The sequence below is a fragment of the Litoribrevibacter euphylliae genome, assembly GCF_042646085.1.
Taxonomy (GTDB): Bacteria; Pseudomonadota; Gammaproteobacteria; order Pseudomonadales; family Litoribrevibacteraceae; genus Litoribrevibacter; species Litoribrevibacter euphylliae.
In genome coordinates this window covers 657244-674469 of sequence record NZ_JBHRSZ010000004.1, presented here as the reverse complement: position 1 = coordinate 674469, position 17226 = coordinate 657244, and the positions used below count along the sequence as shown (strand labels likewise).

At 44.1% G+C, this 17226-nt stretch carries 16 protein-coding genes; 7 read left to right on the top strand and 9 right to left on the bottom strand.

Translation table 11 applies throughout. The annotated features are described in order from the left end of the window. Positions 1-23: 23 nt before the first annotated feature. The 3 genes from ACFOEK_RS10550 to ACFOEK_RS10540 all read left to right on the top strand — a co-directional run bounded on the left by ACFOEK_RS10550 (position 24) and on the right by ACFOEK_RS10540 (position 2548). Positions 24-626, top strand: coding sequence for a hypothetical protein (locus tag ACFOEK_RS10550; RefSeq protein WP_386720277.1), 603 nt, complete (start codon positions 24-26; stop codon positions 624-626). Between the two features lie 17 nt (positions 627-643). After that, positions 644-1606 (top strand): alpha/beta hydrolase, encoded by a 963-nt coding sequence (locus ACFOEK_RS10545; RefSeq protein WP_386720274.1) that lies wholly within the window; start codon positions 644-646, stop codon positions 1604-1606. A 99-nt stretch (positions 1607-1705) separates the two neighbouring features. Further along, a complete protein-coding gene (locus tag ACFOEK_RS10540) occupies positions 1706-2548 on the top strand; it encodes an SDR family NAD(P)-dependent oxidoreductase (RefSeq protein ID WP_386720271.1) in 843 nt (280 codons plus the stop codon). 79 nt (positions 2549-2627) lie between these two features. Here ACFOEK_RS10540 and ACFOEK_RS10535 read toward each other — a convergent pair whose 3' ends face one another. From ACFOEK_RS10535 to ACFOEK_RS10525, 3 genes are all read right to left on the bottom strand, one after another. After that, positions 2628-3140 (bottom strand): hypothetical protein, encoded by a 513-nt coding sequence (locus ACFOEK_RS10535; protein ID WP_386720268.1) that lies wholly within the window; start codon positions 3138-3140, stop codon positions 2628-2630. Between the two features lie 21 nt (positions 3141-3161). Next, entirely contained in the window at positions 3162-4022 is an 861-nt protein-coding gene (locus tag ACFOEK_RS10530) for a MerR family transcriptional regulator (protein WP_386720265.1), read from the bottom strand. Between the two features lie 210 nt (positions 4023-4232). Further along, entirely contained in the window at positions 4233-6872 is a 2640-nt protein-coding gene (locus ACFOEK_RS10525) for an InlB B-repeat-containing protein (protein ID WP_386720262.1), read from the bottom strand. A gap of 430 nt (positions 6873-7302) precedes the next feature. Between ACFOEK_RS10525 and ACFOEK_RS10520 the strand changes: the two genes are divergently transcribed. Continuing rightward, entirely contained in the window at positions 7303-7968 is a 666-nt protein-coding gene (locus tag ACFOEK_RS10520) for a glutathione S-transferase family protein (protein ID WP_386720259.1), read from the top strand. Positions 7969-8088: 120 nt separating this feature from the next. Here ACFOEK_RS10520 and ACFOEK_RS10515 read toward each other — a convergent pair whose 3' ends face one another. The 5 genes from ACFOEK_RS10515 to ACFOEK_RS10495 all read right to left on the bottom strand — a co-directional run bounded on the left by ACFOEK_RS10515 (position 8089) and on the right by ACFOEK_RS10495 (position 13517). Continuing rightward, a complete protein-coding gene (locus tag ACFOEK_RS10515) occupies positions 8089-8862 on the bottom strand; it encodes a hypothetical protein (RefSeq protein ID WP_386720256.1) in 774 nt (257 codons plus the stop codon). A gap of 127 nt (positions 8863-8989) precedes the next feature. Next, positions 8990-10834: a hypothetical protein gene (locus ACFOEK_RS10510; protein WP_386720253.1), complete on the bottom strand. Its 1845-nt coding sequence runs from the start codon at positions 10832-10834 to the stop codon at positions 8990-8992. 51 nt (positions 10835-10885) lie between these two features. Then, positions 10886-11404, bottom strand: a complete 519-nt coding sequence (locus ACFOEK_RS10505; protein WP_386720250.1) for a hypothetical protein — start codon at positions 11402-11404, stop codon at positions 10886-10888. Positions 11405-11417: 13 nt separating this feature from the next. Then, positions 11418-12650 (bottom strand): S1 family peptidase, encoded by a 1233-nt coding sequence (locus ACFOEK_RS10500; protein WP_386720247.1) that lies wholly within the window; start codon positions 12648-12650, stop codon positions 11418-11420. Between the two features lie 165 nt (positions 12651-12815). Then, complete coding sequence (locus ACFOEK_RS10495; RefSeq protein WP_386720244.1) at positions 12816-13517, bottom strand: DUF4336 domain-containing protein; 702 nt, start codon at positions 13515-13517, stop codon at positions 12816-12818. A gap of 245 nt (positions 13518-13762) precedes the next feature. Here ACFOEK_RS10495 and modA point away from each other — a divergent pair, with 245 nt between their 5' ends. Genes modA through modC form a run of 3 tightly spaced genes read left to right on the top strand, consistent with a single transcriptional unit; the run spans position 13763 to position 16600 of the window. After that, positions 13763-14677: a molybdate ABC transporter substrate-binding protein gene (gene modA / locus ACFOEK_RS10490; protein WP_386720241.1), complete on the top strand. Its 915-nt coding sequence runs from the start codon at positions 13763-13765 to the stop codon at positions 14675-14677. Positions 14678-14683: 6 nt separating this feature from the next. Continuing rightward, entirely contained in the window at positions 14684-15406 is a 723-nt protein-coding gene (modB, locus tag ACFOEK_RS10485; protein ID WP_386720238.1) for a molybdate ABC transporter permease subunit, read from the top strand. A 12-nt stretch (positions 15407-15418) separates the two neighbouring features. Further along, positions 15419-16600: a molybdenum ABC transporter ATP-binding protein gene (modC, locus tag ACFOEK_RS10480; RefSeq protein WP_386720235.1), complete on the top strand. Its 1182-nt coding sequence runs from the start codon at positions 15419-15421 to the stop codon at positions 16598-16600. Here modC and ACFOEK_RS10475 read toward each other — a convergent pair. Further along, positions 16597-17226 (bottom strand): TetR/AcrR family transcriptional regulator, encoded by a 630-nt coding sequence (locus ACFOEK_RS10475; protein WP_386720232.1) that lies wholly within the window; start codon positions 17224-17226, stop codon positions 16597-16599. The genes modC and ACFOEK_RS10475 overlap by 4 nt on opposite strands.

The following is a 17226-nucleotide window of genomic DNA, read 5'->3' as shown; positions in this document are numbered from 1 at the left end:
TGCAACCAGGAGGGATTGAAGCAATGAATAACAACGATCAAAACGTAAATAATGTTCTAGAGATGCTTTCTAAGAGCGCTTTATCTAACACTACAAACACGAGCGACCAACTTTCACTACCAGAAGCGTTCACGAAACTGCCTCAGCAAGATCAACAAGAAATTGCGGGCTTTATTTCTGACATCGTCAAACAAGAAGACGAAGCCTACGCGAAGCTTTTTGAGTCTCTGGCGATGATGATGAAATATGTGCCTAACTTTATTCTTCATCAGATCATTCCCAGATATGTGGAACCGGCCATTGCCGCAAAAATCACCTGCAATCTGAACACCAAACAAATTGTTGGTGTCGCTTCCGGGTTATCCGTGGACTATATAGGTGAAACGGCGATTCACATGGAAGATAAGGTGGCCGCCGAGGTCTTAGAAGGGTTAAAGCGTAAGCTGGCTTCTCAAGTGATCGAATACGCCGTTAAGAACCACCCTATCTCTGCGTTAGACATTCTGGCTCATGCACCAGATAAAATTCGAAAAGAAGCCCAACCTCATTTCAAAGGATTTGAAATTGATGTGGACTCATTGACCCCGACACGTCAGGAAGTGTACCGAACCGTTTGTGTTCATTAATCCGTAAGGTGGCCGTTATGAGCATTCATTCTAAGTTAGTACAGGCGGTGTCACGCAAAACCATCAAACGACATGGTTTGAATAAAGATCAAACGCTTAAACACCTGCGAACTGTGTTCAATAACACCCCTGCGGTGCCCTTGATTCCTCGTGGTGTCAAAATACGAAGAATTGATCTTCCAGAGTTTAAAGGCGAACGCGTTTCGGTTCATAACCCGAGAATGACCATTCTCTATTTTCATGGAGGAGCCTTTGTCGGAGGGGTTACCAAGACTTACCATAATTTGGCGGCACGGTTGGCGAAACAGCTTAAAGCCGAGGTCTTTCTGGCTACGTATCCGTTAGCACCTGAAGCGCCCTTTCCTGCGGCTACAGAGCGTTGTTTGGAAGCCTATCGCTATTTGCTAAGGCTCGATAAAGATCCAAAGAACATTGTGATTGCAGGCGATTCAGCAGGTGGCAGCTTGGCACTAACAAGCTTACTTCAGATCAAAGACAATCAATTGCCTAACCCACGGTGTGCTGTGTTGTTGTCCCCTGCAACAACCGCGCTTCCTGAGGAAGAAAAGCTGTTAGCTCAGTGCCCAACCGATGCCATGTTATCGGCCACCTTAGTTAAACGCATCATCGACCTTTATCTGCCGAATAAAGAAGATCGGAGTCATCCTTACGCATCGCCATTATTTGGTGATTACACAGGGCTGCCACCGATTATGTTCATGGCCAGTAAAGATGAAATTCTGTATCACGATGCGCTTCAAGCCAAGGACAGAGCCATTGCAGCGGGCGTGGATGTGGAATGGTTTGCGCGATCAGGCGTTTGCCATGTCTGGCCGATCATGGTGCCGTTTCTGCCTGAAGCCAACCGGGATTTAAAACGCATCATCCGCTTTATCCGCCACTACGAACCGACAGCAAAAAGTCTCACAGAACATAACCGGCATTCACAGTACTTAGCCACGGCAGGCGCAACGGCTTAAGTACGGCCATATAAAAAATAAATAGCGAACTAAACTGAATACTTGTCTAGATAACCTTCAATGGAGCTGTTTCTAGACCCAACAACGAAGAGAAAAGATATGAAAGATTTCAACTCAAAAGTAGCCGCAATCACAGGCGCAGCATCTGGTATTGGCCGAGCACTGGCCATCTCTCTGGCGCAACGTGGTTGTAACTTAGCACTGAGTGACAGAGACCTTACAGGCTTGAAAGAAACCGCCAAAGAAGTGAAAGCAACCGGCGTCAAAGTCACCATTGCAGAAGTAGATGTTGCCGACAAAGACAGCATGCATCAGTGGGCCGATCAAGTGATGAAAGACCACAAGAAAGTTCACCTTGTGTTCAACAACGCGGGTGTTGCCATGGGTGGTACGGTTGAAGATACTAGCTATGAAGATTACGAATGGATCATGGGCGTGAACGTCAATGGCGTACTTTATGGCACCAAAGCCTTTTTACCGCACATGCGTACAACGGGTGAAGAAGGTCATATCATCAACATCTCAAGCGTCTTTGGCTTGTTTGCTCAGCCAACTCAGAGCGGATACAACATGTCTAAGTTTGCAGTGCGTGGCTTCACTGAATCGCTACGCCAAGAACTGGACTTAGAAGGCGGTTTGATCTCAGCTACCTGCGTTCACCCAGGCGGCATCCAAACTAACATCGCCAAGAACGCCAAAATGGCAGAGAGCGTGGAAAAACTAACCGGTTCTGCGTCGGCTGAAAATGTGAGAGACAAATTCGAATCTCTGTTCATGACCAGCTCAGAAAAAGCCGCTGAAACCATTATTCGTGGCGTTCAGAAAAACAAGCGTCGTGTGTTGATTGGTCCAGATGCAAAAGCGTTGGATTTAATGCAGCGTTGTTTGCCGGTGAACTATCAGAGAGTTGTATGTTCAGCGTTTAAGATTGCGAGTGCTTAAACGTAATTCTCACTGTCTAGAGTACAACGTAAAAAGCCACCGATCTGGTGGCTTTTTTAATAAAATCACAACTGTTTAATCACATATTCTCATCAGAATAGTACAACCAAGTACTACCGTAAAAATCAGATTCAAACCTTATACCTTTTTCAGTGAAATACGTTTCATAAGGAGGGTCGACAACTGCTTTAGCAATTTTATTTCCAGACAAGGAATATAGAAAACACTCGATCTCACCTGTTTCTAAAACATAATTTTCATGCCTATCAAACGACCAAAAAAGAGCGACTGAATTAACATCAATAAGTTTTTGTTCTCGGGTTGATACCCTAGCACTAATGCTCCCACATCCTATGAATAAAACGCCTGTTTCAGGAACATATAAAATTTCCTGGGATACACCCGATGAACAATGCTCCCAGAACACATAAATAGTTAGATAGTCGTTAAAAATGATGGTTGATAAAGTGTTGTTTTCAGCACTAGAAGACTCAATAAAGATATTCTTGTGTCTATACGAATCGGGATCAACACATGGTTCATGCATCAACTGAATTTCAGCATCACCGATAAGAATTTTGCTTGAAACCATAATTTCTTAGCGAGCAATAAATTACTCTTCCCCACCAGATTGCTTCTCTTTCTCCATGCCTTTAATGATCGTCTCTAGACGATCACCTAGGAAGTGGTTAGCTGCTTTTTCCATCGCTCTAGCCAGTTCAGCATGTACGGCCATCTCAGCCAATGGGCGCAGTCGCCAGATCAAATCTGCCAGTGCCGGTAAATCTTCATTCGGCGGGATCACATCTTTTTCGTAATCTTTTAACACATGGTTGGAGACTAACTTCACTAACTCCCCTGCTACCCGCTCAACGTTGCCACGCAGCATCTGGATAATATCGAGCAAGGCATCAAATGGGATGCCTGCAGAGACCAATTCTGCACCTGCTCTCATGGTTCTCATACTACGAACCTGAACGTGCTGCATGTCTTCTTCGAAACGAACCAGATCCAGCTCAAGAACTTTGTTAATCGAACTCATTTCGACTTTGTTATTGAACATGGCATAGAGTTCTTGGATCGACATGACGACTGGAGTCTCGTCCGTCCACGGGCTGGTTAATGCCGATTCAACGCCCACAAACGCTCTAAGGTCTAGCCCTTCTTCAAGCGCGTTCAGTAGATCCGCAATGGTGGATAAGGTGTAGCCTCGTTCCAGCAAATCTGAAATCAGACGAAGTCTGGAATAATGCATGTTGGAATAGATGCCTTTACGGCCACGAAGCTTGGGTGGCGGGAGGATACCTTTTTCTTGGTAAGCTCGAATGTTTCGACTGGTGGTTCCGGTTGCTCTGGCAAGTTCATCGATGGAATATTCACGATCCGGCTGGAGTAAACTGTCCTTGTCGTCACCCTTCAGATGTTTACCGAATTGAGCCACAAAATTCAGCATCGAATCTTTGTAATCTTGCATAGTTCCTCTCACATTTTCAGGCAACACATTTCATCCCTTAGAGAATGAATTACCTGGCGTTCTTCACCACAATTCAAATCGAAAAATCATTACTTCAATTGTACAACGATCAGCGCTTAGAAACAGGAGAATATAAAACAAAAGCACATAAAAAAGCCCCGAAGGCGCGAACCTTCGGGGCAGTTAGGGTTTCAAAATTTAATCAGGCACTTAATTGCAGGTCATATTGCTGGTAATAGTGACCGTACCACCAATTCCGCTACAGCCAACCACTTGATCACGAACCTCTTCGACCTTGTTCGTACACAAGGCTCCATTTTGAGTAACCTGGAAGTTTTGCCCCACTGAACACAACTGAGGTAAATCCAGATCCACCAGCGCCGTGTTATCGACAAGTAAATCCCCCGATACAGATTCCAGAGATTGAAGACCGAGATGATCCAACGCACCGCCTCGGATATTCAAATCATGGCTTGAGCTAGTGCCGATGTTGGTAACGTTTGTAAATCCAGCCAGATCCAACAGTTGGTTATTGCCATTCACGTCTAACGATCCCCTAACTTCAGTGACATTTAGGAATCCATCGGTGTTGGTCAATATGTTATTGAGACGAATAGTGGTCGCGCCTACAGAGTTCAATTGATTGAAGCCATTAATGCTCATCAACTGATTATTACGTTCAATATCAAAATCGCCACTAATTCTCTGCAAAACAGGCGCACCTGAGGTATCAGACATCGCATCGTTATTAAGTAACGCCACACGACCATTCACTTGCGTTAATGAATCCAGACCAGATAAGTTCAGCATCGACGCATTGTTCTCGACTTGCAGCAGGCTTGTAGACGTTAGGCCATTCAAGCCTTGAAGATTGCGCATCATTTGGTTGTTCTTGATGATCACCTTAGTTGCGGATGGCACGGCTGAAAGCCCTTCTAGACTATCCAAGCCGTCGTTGTTATCAATCGTTACCGTTGATAGCCCTGTAGACAGGTTGTCCATACCGGATAGGTTCATCAGTGACGAGTTGCCTCGTACTGTTAAGTTACCGGACATACTGGTCAGATTCGATAAGGCAGACACATCCGCTAACGCGTTGTTATCCAGAAGACTCATTCCATTAAAGATGCTATTCAGACCAGACAAACCTTCTAACGACGTCAGATTCTGATGATCCTGAATGGTCAATGTGGTCACCGCACTGAGCTGTTCAACACCGACTAGGTTTCTTAAGTTGTCATTCGACACCAAGCCAAAGCTGGTCGCAGACGTTAGACAGGACAAACCGGATAAGTCAGTTAAGGCATCGTTATTTGAAATACTGACCACAGAGGCTTGGCTAAGTTGCTCTAACCCAGCCAAGGACTGCAAGCTGCTGTTTCCGCTGACTTCCAACCACATACTATTGTTCAACTGAGTGAAGGCAGGCAGCGCGGTCAAAGCTGACAACGAACGCAGTCTTAGTTTGTTAAGAACTTTAGTACCAGCAATGGCAGATACATCGCTAAGCGCAGGCATTGAATACAAATCAATTTCCAACACTTCAGCCACGTTTTCCAAACCAGACAAGTTAGCAAGTACATCGTTTTGAGAGATGCTGATGCTCGATACAGAAATCAATTGAGATAAATCAGACAAGCTCGACAGAGCTGTGTTGCTGTCAATGATCAAACTACCCGTAATGGTTTTCAGGCCGTTCAAACCGTTTAGTGAAGTAAGGTCAGGGTTGGACAATACATTCAAAGCACCAACCGTATTCAAACATTCCAAGCCGGTAAGTTCGGTTAACCCGGTACTCGGCGTGGAGTAACTACCAATTCTCAAGGTGCCAGTAACTGAGGTGTAGCCTTCCAGCGCTGTGATATCTTGCTGTGAAGTGATGGTGTAATTACCCTGCCATGGTTGCTCTAAGCAATTTGATTCACTAACGCTGACCACATAGTCTTGAACAGAGTTGTCGTACGCCGTTACTCGATAGGTCAAATCAGAGGTGTAGTTATTTGGTGTCACACCGCTGTATTGAGAAACACCATTAACAGTGACACTTTGTCCGGTGGTTTCGAATTGGGCAATCAAAGACGTAAGATCGGTATTTTGAGCAACCAAAAGTTCAATTCGGTGGTTAGATTCATCGATAGTGCCAACGGCGTCTTGCTCAAAGCCATCATTATCTTGCATCGATAGAATGAAATCAGTAATGGCCTTGGTTTGATAATCGACTTGCTCAACATAGATCGCATAACGTTGCGTGGAATCGTCTTCAGCCACCACCGTATAAACCACGATATCCGAGAAATCATTGACTGTTTCAGAGCTTGTTTGGCTGGCCCCGACCACTTTCACATCGACACCGGAAATGTCAAAGTTCGCTACTAAGGCCGTCAGATCGGTTCCGTTTGGTACTGACAAGGTTGCCTTGTGAAGCGTGTTATCAATCACCGCAGTCACATCAGACGGCAGTGACGGGTTGTCGGCTTTTAAGAATTTGAATGACAACAGTTCTTTCTCTTCCGACAGCGGCTCTTCCACAAAGATTGCAGTTACTGCTTTATCACCGGAAGTTTTCGATAGCTTCACACTACAGGTACCGCTGCCCGAACAATCACCTTCCCAACGTTCAAAACGATAGCCTCGCTCGGCTTCTGCATAAAGATACTCGGTGTAGCTGAGTTTACTGCCCGCATATTCAGAGTAGTCCACCGTACAATCACCACCATGCACACCACAGTTAATGAGACCGGACTCAGAGGTAACATTCCCTCTTCCCCCTTGTGTACTCACCGAAAGTTTACAACCACTGAGAATGAGAAAGATAAGAAGCAGTGCGCCTCTTTTGTATAGGTTTGACATGTTGAGCCCCTTTCCGATTTTTAATTATTTTTTTAATAACAGTAAGGATTCGTTAGGCTGGACAAAGCTTAGTTCAGAAACATCAGTCGCTAAAAAGTGCATCTAAAAGAACAGCATGGTTATTTTTATTGTTATTAATTTAGGAACCTCTTGATTCTCTCAACCTATTCACTGAGAAAAAACTAACTAAACGACACCCATAGGGCTCCATGTCGTCTTTTCATAAGGATTTTCGTGCATAGTTTGCAAAAAAAGAAAGTGATCTAAACTCACGAGTTTTTCGTACAAGATTTTTTAATGAAGTTCTGCTCAATCGAACCTAATGAACACTTAACGAACCAAACAGTTAAGACCAAACCAATAAAAAAATCTGAAAACGTTATAAGCACTGCCAAGCCGCCCTAGACGGAAAAACAAAAGGAAGCCAATAATGATTAAACTTCACCATTTGAATAACTCTCGTTCTCAACGACTACTTTGGGCACTTGAAGAGATCGGATTACCTTATGAAATCATTCGATACGAACGCGACCCCAAAACCATGTTTGCTCCTGATTCATTAAAGAAAGTGCATCCATTAGGTAAAGCACCCGTTTTGGTTGATGGAGAGATCACACTGGCGGAATCTGGCGCGATCATTGAGTATCTTCTACAAACACACGGCAATCAGTTTTTGCCAGAACAATCAGGGAAGGCCTATCAGAATTACCTGTATTGGATGCATTACGCGGAAGGCTCCTTGATGCCCTATCTTCTGTTGAAACTGGTCTTTGAAAAAGTAAAAACCAGCCCAATGCCGTTCTTCGTTAGACCCATCGCCAAAGCCATTGCAGACAAAGCAACCAGCACCTTTATTGGGCCAAACCTGGATAATCATTTGAAATTTATTAACCAACATTTATCTCAGAATGAATGGTTTGCAGGCGATCAATTAACCGGTGCGGATTTCCAAATGAGCTTTCCATTAGAAGCCTGTGTTGCCAGAGGGATTGCTAACCAGCAACACCCACACATTGTCAATTACGTGAAACGCTTCCAGAGTCGCCCAGCCTATCAACAGGCGTTAGAGAAAGGTGGCAAATACGATTACGCTTAATAAGAAACAACACGGGAATCTGTTGTTGAAGAGATCCTAACGAAAGATCTTGAGGACACTCAAAAAGGTTTAAAGCAGTGGGCTCAGCAATAGAGCCCTTCACTACTTTTATACCACCGACTACAAACTCACTGGCAACTCAAGAAACTCAGAGTAGATGAAGTCTCGGTGCTCAATAAGAACAGGATCTAATGCATCAAGCACCGCTTGATCCTGCTGTTCAAACACCTTTCGAATAGGTTCGAGCATTTGGCATTGCTCTTCAGGCAATGGATTAAAATACCCTATGAAAGTCGTAGAGTAGATATCCGCGGCGGTTAAGGTGTCTCCCTCGTAAAACTTTTTGCCAGACGCCTGTTGTTCCTTCAAACGTGTCGACAAGATAGTGAGCAAATCAATGACTTTGTCCGTATAGCTATCAGCATCTTCGGCGTTATAACCGTATTTTGAAGCCAGGTATTGAGCAATGGGCTTTGAATAACCGCCCTCTTCTCCTAGTAAGCCTTTATGGACTTTCTGTAATCTCGAATACCAACCCAAACCTTGTTTACCACACATTAGCTTGGCGTATTCCAACACCAAGCCTTTACTCGCTTCATCGTTAGGCAGTAAAGGAACATCAGGGTTTAACCGCTCAGCTAACGCCAAAATGTCCCGCCAATCAGAAACGGGCGTCTCATCGTTATAGACAATCGCGGGGACACTTGCAGAACCTGCCCACTCAGCCATTTCTTTGCTGAACGGATCATGGTAGACGGCGTGGTAATCAATACCTTTCACGCAAAGAATGCCTTTCGCAGCTTCAGTCCAAGGGCTGGGGATGCCTCTCACGGCAGTCATTCTCAGGCCTTTGGCCGTCTTCGCGGTTTCGAAATCAATGATATTTAGCGTCACGCTTGTTCCTCTCATAGTCATTATTATGTGAGGGAACAAAATAGAGGGAATGGACGAGCGTCCGGAGTGTGGTTTTAGACATTTGGGAGGGGCAATTTTGCCCACTCCCTAAAAGACATGCTGGATATTATTGAGGAACAAGACTGATCTGCGCGTCTTCAATGGCAAATCGAATGTAGTCATTGGCAGGCTTAATTGAAGCTAAGAAAAGTTGAGCATCCGACTGTTTGGTCTTGAACGTCCCCACTACATTCACAATTCGACGCTGACCAGTTTGAGAGATTTTGGAATACTCTTCTTTCATCATCGGAAGCGCTTTGGCACCAACCTGAGTCATCACCTCAATCGCCGCTTCCTGAACATGCTTGGTTTTTCCGTCGAGCCCCCAGACCATCAAACGATACGCCTCATCAGACGACGCACCAATGTTACCCAGCACTCGAATCAGATTCGAGGTGATGTATCTCGGCTCTTCAAATTTCGTCAGCGCTCGAACACGGGTTAACTTCTTAATCACTTTATCTTCAACAGACTTGGCACGATCACCATAGGCGGCAAGGTATTCTGATGCATCTTGCTGCGTGCGTTTGTTTGAATCGAATAACTGCGCTGCACATTCTTCAACACTGCACGCTTCTGAATTAGGGAGATCAAACCGAACAAACCATAAATTCTTTTCTTTCTGATTCGTACGCATTTGAGAAAGCGTGGCCGACATCTTTTCTTTGTCTGCCGACATAAGTTCTATCAAGGCTTTCTGCTGGAACACATTTTCCGGCTTTTTGGCTTCACGATCTAAACGCTGAATCACCCCATGCATTGAACGAGAAACCTGCTGATTGACTTCCACATCCTTAAAATAATTGACCAACAAGGCCAAACTGCGCTCATCCAAACGCTTATTAAAGGTGCTGGTAAAGACACGGCTTAGCTTTTGGTGATCTTGCGTATCCATCACCGGTTGCATCTTGGGGTAATAGTAAAAAGCCACTTCCAGTTGATGAGCGGGCAGTGAAGACAGCGCTCGAAGAGCGAATTCAGAGGCCAACAGTTTGTCTTCGGTCCCTAGACGGTAATTTTTCGCCATGGTAAACAATCGGTCTAATTTATCGACTAAAGCATTTTTATCTTGTTTACGATCGTTTACTTCTGCACTGTAACGAGATAAGCCTTCGGCCTCTTCATCACGGGTATGATTGATCAATAAGGTAGTTACGGTTGAAGCGGTTCTTTTGTCAGTGCTCGGTAAAATATCCAACACTTGATCCCATTCTGCATCGGATAACGCTTTGATGCGTAATGCGTATCTCAACACATTGACCAGTAAATCCCCTTGGAAAGAGGTGGACTCTTTTTCTGCTTGCTCGAAGATGTACTTGCGATACTCCGGATCATCCATATCCGCCAGACGGAACTGAGTCATTGCCGACAACTGCCAGCTATGACATTCCTCATCAATTGGGTTGTCCAACGCCAATTCAACCAAGGCTTCGACTTTCTCTTTACGATGCATGTTCTTGATCAAGTCATACGCTTGCTCTGCTTTCGCTTCGCAAGGGTCTTTCACTGCAACACCCGGCGGCTGGGTCATACGTTGAATCTGTTGCCCTACCTGATCGGTGTCGACAATGATTTCCGCTTTGATATAAAAGGTCTCACCGTTCCACTTCTCTTCAAGTATCACGGACTTGGTCAGCGCTTTAGCGTAAGTCCCATAATGCGCTTGAACATCACGTGATAACTCATCGTTAGAAACATGATCTTCCACCTCAAAAGAAGAACGTACCTGAACCCCGACTTCCTGAATCACCGTCACTTGCAACTGCTGCAACGCCGCTTTACGAGCACTGACTTTCGAATCGTTCTCACTCGCGTTGTAGGTGTAATCACGAACAAAGGTTTCGATGGCAGCCATTGAACCCATTGGAAATAGCGTGAAAATAGTTACAAAAAATAAGAATGTTGTTCGCATTGGTATCTTCCTTGATATTTAGAACTCTACCCTGAAGAATAATCTTGGGAATTATTTAAAGTAATATCTATATTCTTCAAATAATTTGTTTGCCTCTTTGCTCTTAGTCAAGTCATCAAAAAACATACTAATCGTTTGATTTCTATAGGCATTTTCTGCATCAGCAGCTTTATTTATTGTTTTATGTATGGTCCAAAAATTACGAAATTCAGTTGCAGTAACACCATATTCAAACTCAACAATTTCCTGCCCTTGAGCATATAACTTGTAACTTATGGCGTATTCCCGATCATCCAGAACAGGTAGAACCCCTAAAGCAACAGCAGAGATAAGGCCCGAAGAAAAAGCCGTTGCAGTTTGTTTTCTTCTACTCTTTTCAACAATCAGTAATCCTATAGGTCTTCCAACCGACTCTGAATCAATCATTTCAAAGTTACTTTCTTGTTTAAGCAAGACTTCAAATGCTTCATCTTGCACATTTGTTTGATAAAACACTGGAGGGAACTTAGCCTCCTCTGAATAACAAACCACTGGAAATAAAGCTAAAAGTAAAACTCTTATAAATTTCATACGACTATTCCTTCTATTTATAACAAAGTACTTGCACAGTATTTGTTAGCACATCTCTCTTAGACCCCTTTTCTTTTTCTGGTATTTTCTTGTCATTAACTGAAAGAAATTTATTTAAGAATTCCCCTCGAATTCCAAAGTTCACATTCTGAGCTACGTTACCGGTAGTTTGAAGCAGGATACTCTGATTCAAAGTAGAGGTTACCATTCCAATTACATCACCTTCTGGCGTATATACAGGCCCCCCACTATTACCAGGCTGGATTGGTGCTGAATATTGAAAAATACTTTTAGAACCTTTTAAACCATTCAAAGAAGTAACATTTCCTACTGTGAGCGAGGGTGAATCAGATAGTATTCCTGAAAGAGGATACCCAACAACCTCTACAGGATTTCCAAGAATATTAAGGTCATTACCTAAAGATCTAACATTTAAAAATCCTTTCCTAGGCTTATCAGTCTTTAGAATTGCAACATCAAGTAATTTACTTTCACTCGATAATGTGGCGGGAAAGACCTCTTCACCTTCTTTCACCTTGAGCATGAAACATTCATTTACTACATGAGAAGCGGTCATTAGGTCTCCGTTTTTGGATACGTAAAAGCCAGTGCCTGTACTTGTTGGTTTTAAATCAGAAAAGTACTTTTCAAAGTTACCAGACTGGAAAAAGCTTTCTTTCTTCTCTGTTTTATCAATCCGTAGGTGCTGAGCTTTGTTTACAAACTCAATTATTGCCTCCTCAAGCGCTTCTGCATAAGCATTCATTACACAGTTTTCTTCATAATTTGCTTGTACAGCACCTTTTGTGGATATACTAAATAATTCCTCACCGTCCCATGCATTAACAGTTGTCTCAAGCTCAACATTACAGCGTCCCCAAATGCGATCCCAAGTAGGTTTACTTTTGAATTTAAAAAGCACGTCAAACTTGGACTTTGGAGCAAGTTTTTCGACTTTGCTGAAATAGCCAGTCAAGACAAGATCTAGAGCTCTATTAAAGGCTTTGCCTGATTCCACAAGTTCAACTTGAACATTATATTGATTACCTCTTAAAGCTTTATCTACTCTTGACAGCTCTTCAGAGGGAGCATAATAAGCAGCTGAAATAGAATAAGGTAAGGATATTCCTTCAGCTAATTTTGCATCGGTTTTAATAGCTTCGATATTTGAGTAAGGTCTAACCGAACAGCCTGTGATAATTAAAGCTAAAATAATAATCGAAATTTTTTTTATACTGCTATTCACAATGATTTCCATTCATTTAACAAATTTTGATATTTATTAGGCGGCGCGAAGCATAACACTCGCATAATGAGTAATCTATAAATAAGAGGTATTGCTAGTAGAGGTTCTAGCACTACGAATTCCCATGTAATTGACTAGATAGATGAACTCTAAAGCTAGCTACTATTATAGAATTGGCGTTAACCAGGCAAATGAACGTTTCAGAAATTCAGACGCATTCTCTTCAACAATCACACCGTGCGCCATGATCAAAGTCTCTGGTTTCCAACTTAAAATAGTCTGAATATGCTGCCTTGCTTCAGCCTTACTGAACAGAAATGAGAGCCGCCAATCAATGGGCATTTTGCCATTGGGATGCAGAATTCCGACACCTTTGGCAATGACTCGTTGCCAGGGTTTAAAGAAATCCGGTCGGAAGTTTTCGACTAAATCTGTAACGATCAGGGTGTTAGAGGCTTTATGAAAGAAAACACACTCTTCCATGGCTCTGGAGCCAGTAAATAGCAGCTGATCGAGTTCTTTGTGCCAAGGTAGGTTTTCAGTTTGGGATGAATCAAGAACACCATCGAACTTAAGATCCGAACGTTTCTTGGCAACCTCTTCGGTTCCGTAAGTCAGCGCATCTGGAAAGGCTTTTTGCCATTGATCGATGAATAAATGATGCAGATGATTCGGCGCAATCAAATACCCCACTTCGCCAAGCTGTTGGATTTCCTGAAGAAGCGCATCCGTTAATTTGATGGGGCTGTGTACCCAAAGCTTACCGTCCGCTAGCTGGACAACCACCATTCGCGTCGAAAACGGCATGGTGAAAAACGATACGTTACTTCCCTCGAACACCCAAAGTGATTCATTGAGCTTTTGCATCTTTTGGCCTCCCTTGCCTACAAAATCGTCTGGTCAGACAGCTTTTGAATGCTAACTTATTTCACCGATTAAATACCATAGCCAATCTTCTTCTCCTGATTAGATTCAACCAGAAGACTTTCAACATCTATTACACTCACAAACAGTGCCGTAATAGAACAACATCCCGCTTGAGCAAATACCCGTTATAGATCATCATATTGCGACTTTTCGATAGCCGATTTTACTACCTTTTTGGAACTTGAATGACCTTATTCCGACTTCTGCTCACCAGTGTTTTCGCTCTTTCCACGACACTTGTTCAGGCACAAATAGCCCAGGCACAACCACAGAATGAACCAGAAACGCTGAAGATCGCGGTCGCATCCAACTTCACCTTTGCCATGAAAGCCTTGATTGAAACCTTTGAACAGAACACTGGCCATTCAGTCGTTGCGTCTTATGGATCATCAGGAAAAATCTTCGCTCAAATTCAGCATGGCGCGCCGTTTCAAGTATTCTTCTCGGCGGATCAAGCCAAGCCTATTGCTCTTGAAACCGCTCATAAAAAAGCAGGGTTCAGTGTTCCTAACAGCCGCTTTACTTACGCCATTGGAGCCTTGGCACTGTGGTCTTCGAAATCTGATTTGATCACTGATGGTGCCAGTGTGCTATCCAGCGATAAGTTCAATAAATTAGCCTTTGCGAACCCAAAGCTTGCGCCCTACGGTGCCGCAGCGGTACAGGTGCTAGAACAATTAAAACTAGTGAAGTCGACTCGCAGTAAGTGGGTTCAAGGTGAAAACATTGCCCAAACCTATCAATTTGTGAGCACCGGTAATGCGGACTTGGGCTTTATAGCGCTTTCCCAATTAAAACAAGCAGAGCTAAAACAAGCACAGTTAGAACAAACACAGCTAAGACAAGATCAACAGGAACAACCAAGCCAGATAAGCCTTGGCTCTAGCTGGATTGTGCCTCAATCCTTCTATTCACCGATTAAACAAGACGCGATATTGTTAAAACGTGGTGAACGTAGCGAAGCCGCCAAAGCCTTGATAAGCTTTGTTCAATCGAATGAAGGAAAACGAATTATTGAATCCTATGGCTACACTACTCCCTCTCATTCCATGGTCGATGAACCGCAACTTTTGGATCAACAATTTCAAGTGGATCAATAAATCTCTATGAGCTTTTCAGGCGCTGATTTATTTTCTAACTCTGACCTACTCTCTAATGCAGACATAGCCGCCCTCTGGTTAACACTGCGTCTAGCAACTACGGTCACGCTTATTTTATTGGTGGTAGGAACCCCTATCGCTTGGTGGTTAGCGCGAACCCAATCTTGGTTAAAAGGCCCGGTAGCAGCCATCGTTGCTCTTCCGCTGGTGCTTCCTCCCACCGTATTAGGCTTCTATTTGTTGATTGCTATGGGGCCGAGTGGCTTTATTGGTCAGTTCACTCAAAGCTTAGGATTAGGCACTCTGCCCTTCACGTTTTGGGGCTTAGTCGTTGCCTCCGTCTTTTATTCCTTACCCTTCGTTGTTCAGCCCATTCAGAACGCCATTGAAGCCTTAGGCAACCGACCGTTCGAAGTCGCAGCCACGCTCCGAGCCGGCCCTATTGATCGTTTCTTTACCGTCGTCCTGCCACTGGCAAAACCGGGCTTTCTCACCGCTGCCGTCTTAGGCTTTGCTCATACAGTGGGTGAATTTGGCGTGGTATTAATGATTGGCGGTAATATCCCGGAAGAAACCCGCGTCGTTTCGGTACAAATCTATGATCATGTGGAAGCATTGGAATACACGCAGGCACACACGTTATCCGGTTTGATGGTGGCCTTTTCGTTCGTAACCCTACTGGGTTTGTATTGGTTTCAACGAAAACAAACCTTCTCAATGTTTAGGTAAGCGAGGCTCGTTTTGACTCTTGAATCAATAAAACCTGAATCATTGAAACGTGAATCCTTGGCACTTAAATCCAAGAATAACAACAGCATCCAAGCGGCCTTTAAGCTGAGTTATACCTCCAATAAACGTGCTTCAAAAGCCCAAAGGGCTGAAGATCATGGCTTTGGTTTGGATGTTGATGTCACGCTTCCTGGTTCAGGCATTACCGCGATTTTTGGTCATTCTGGGTCAGGAAAAACCAGTTTTTTACGTTGCGTGGCAGGGTTAGAACGAGCAGATCAAGGCCAGCTTAGTGTGAATGGGGACGTTTGGCAGAACGCCTCTCAATTTGTGCCGACACACAAACGCCCGTTAGGGTACGTGTTTCAGGAAGCCAGTCTCTTTCCTCACTTAACCGCCCAAGGTAACCTCAACTACGCCATTAAACGCGCTGATCAAACGCCATCAACAGAACTGTACGACCGAGTTATTGCAACTATGGGCATTAAGCCCATTTTAAAACGCTATCCGTCCCAACTGTCCGGTGGAGAAAGACAGCGCGTGGCTATTGCCCGAGCCTTACTAATTCAGCCTAGAATACTATTGATGGATGAGCCGTTGGCATCGCTCGATCTCGCTCGTAAGCGGGAAATTCTACCTTACCTGGAACGGCTCAAATCCAGTTTTGATATACCCATCTTGTACGTCAGTCATTCGATGAACGAAGTAGCACGTCTTGCGGATCATGCCGTCACGCTTGAGAACGGCAAGGTCATCGCCCAAGGAAACCTAACCGAAGTATTTTCGCGTGTGGATTTACCGATCGAATTAGGTGATGACACAGGCGTAGTCATTGAAGGCCAAGTCATAGAACGCGATGAACAATGGCAACTGAACAAAGTCGCCTTTAATGGTGGCACCGTTTGGGTGTGTGATGGTGGCGAAGCACTTCAACAAAATGTTCGTATCCGAATACTGGCTAAAGACGTGAGTTTGGCCCTGAGCTCTCATGATGATATGAGTATCCTCAACAGAATCCAGGTATCCATCGAGGCCATACAAGCGTGCACCAGCACATCAATGTCATTGGTTCGGCTAAAAGCAGGCGACTCCTATTTAATAGCCCGAGTTACCAACAAATCACTCCATCATCTCAACCTAAAACCAGGTTCAAACGCCTGGGCACAGATTAAATCTGTGGCCATTGTTCATTAGCCTTTAAGCGCTCGCCACGCGCCCTCAGCAAGCTCTTCTCGATAGTCACTAAGAAGATCAGAGTAACGTCCCGCCAAATAATGACGTGCATAGTCATGCACTGGGCCAGAGATAAAGGCGCTGAACATCTCAATCGGCCAGTCTTTGAGTAAACCAGCGTCCACCATAGGGCGTTTGTAGTCGATTAGTTTTTTGTAAAACGTGGACAGGTTATCCTTGAGCACGCCGGCACCTTTACCTTCTCGAACCACCTGTCGATGCTGAAAAATGAAGCGAGCCCAATCTTGGTTTTCGCTAATCCAATCCACATTGGCGTAAACCATAACTTTAATGGCCTGCTCTGCTTTTTCTTCGAGCGATAACTGCTTCGCCTCAAGTTCTGTTAAATAACGAACAGCTAAACTACCAAAATCATTCAAACCCTCAATGTACACAGCGCTGGCAATGGCTTCTTTATTTCCAAAGTGATGATAAAGGCTTCCTACGCTGGTACCGGTTTCCTGGCAAATCATCTCAATCGTAGTACCAGCCACACCATGCGTACTAAAGCAGCCCAAAGCCTTCTTCAAAATGTCTCGTTTCTTGGCGGCTGTCTTGGAATGCTGCTTCACTTGTTGATTACTCAT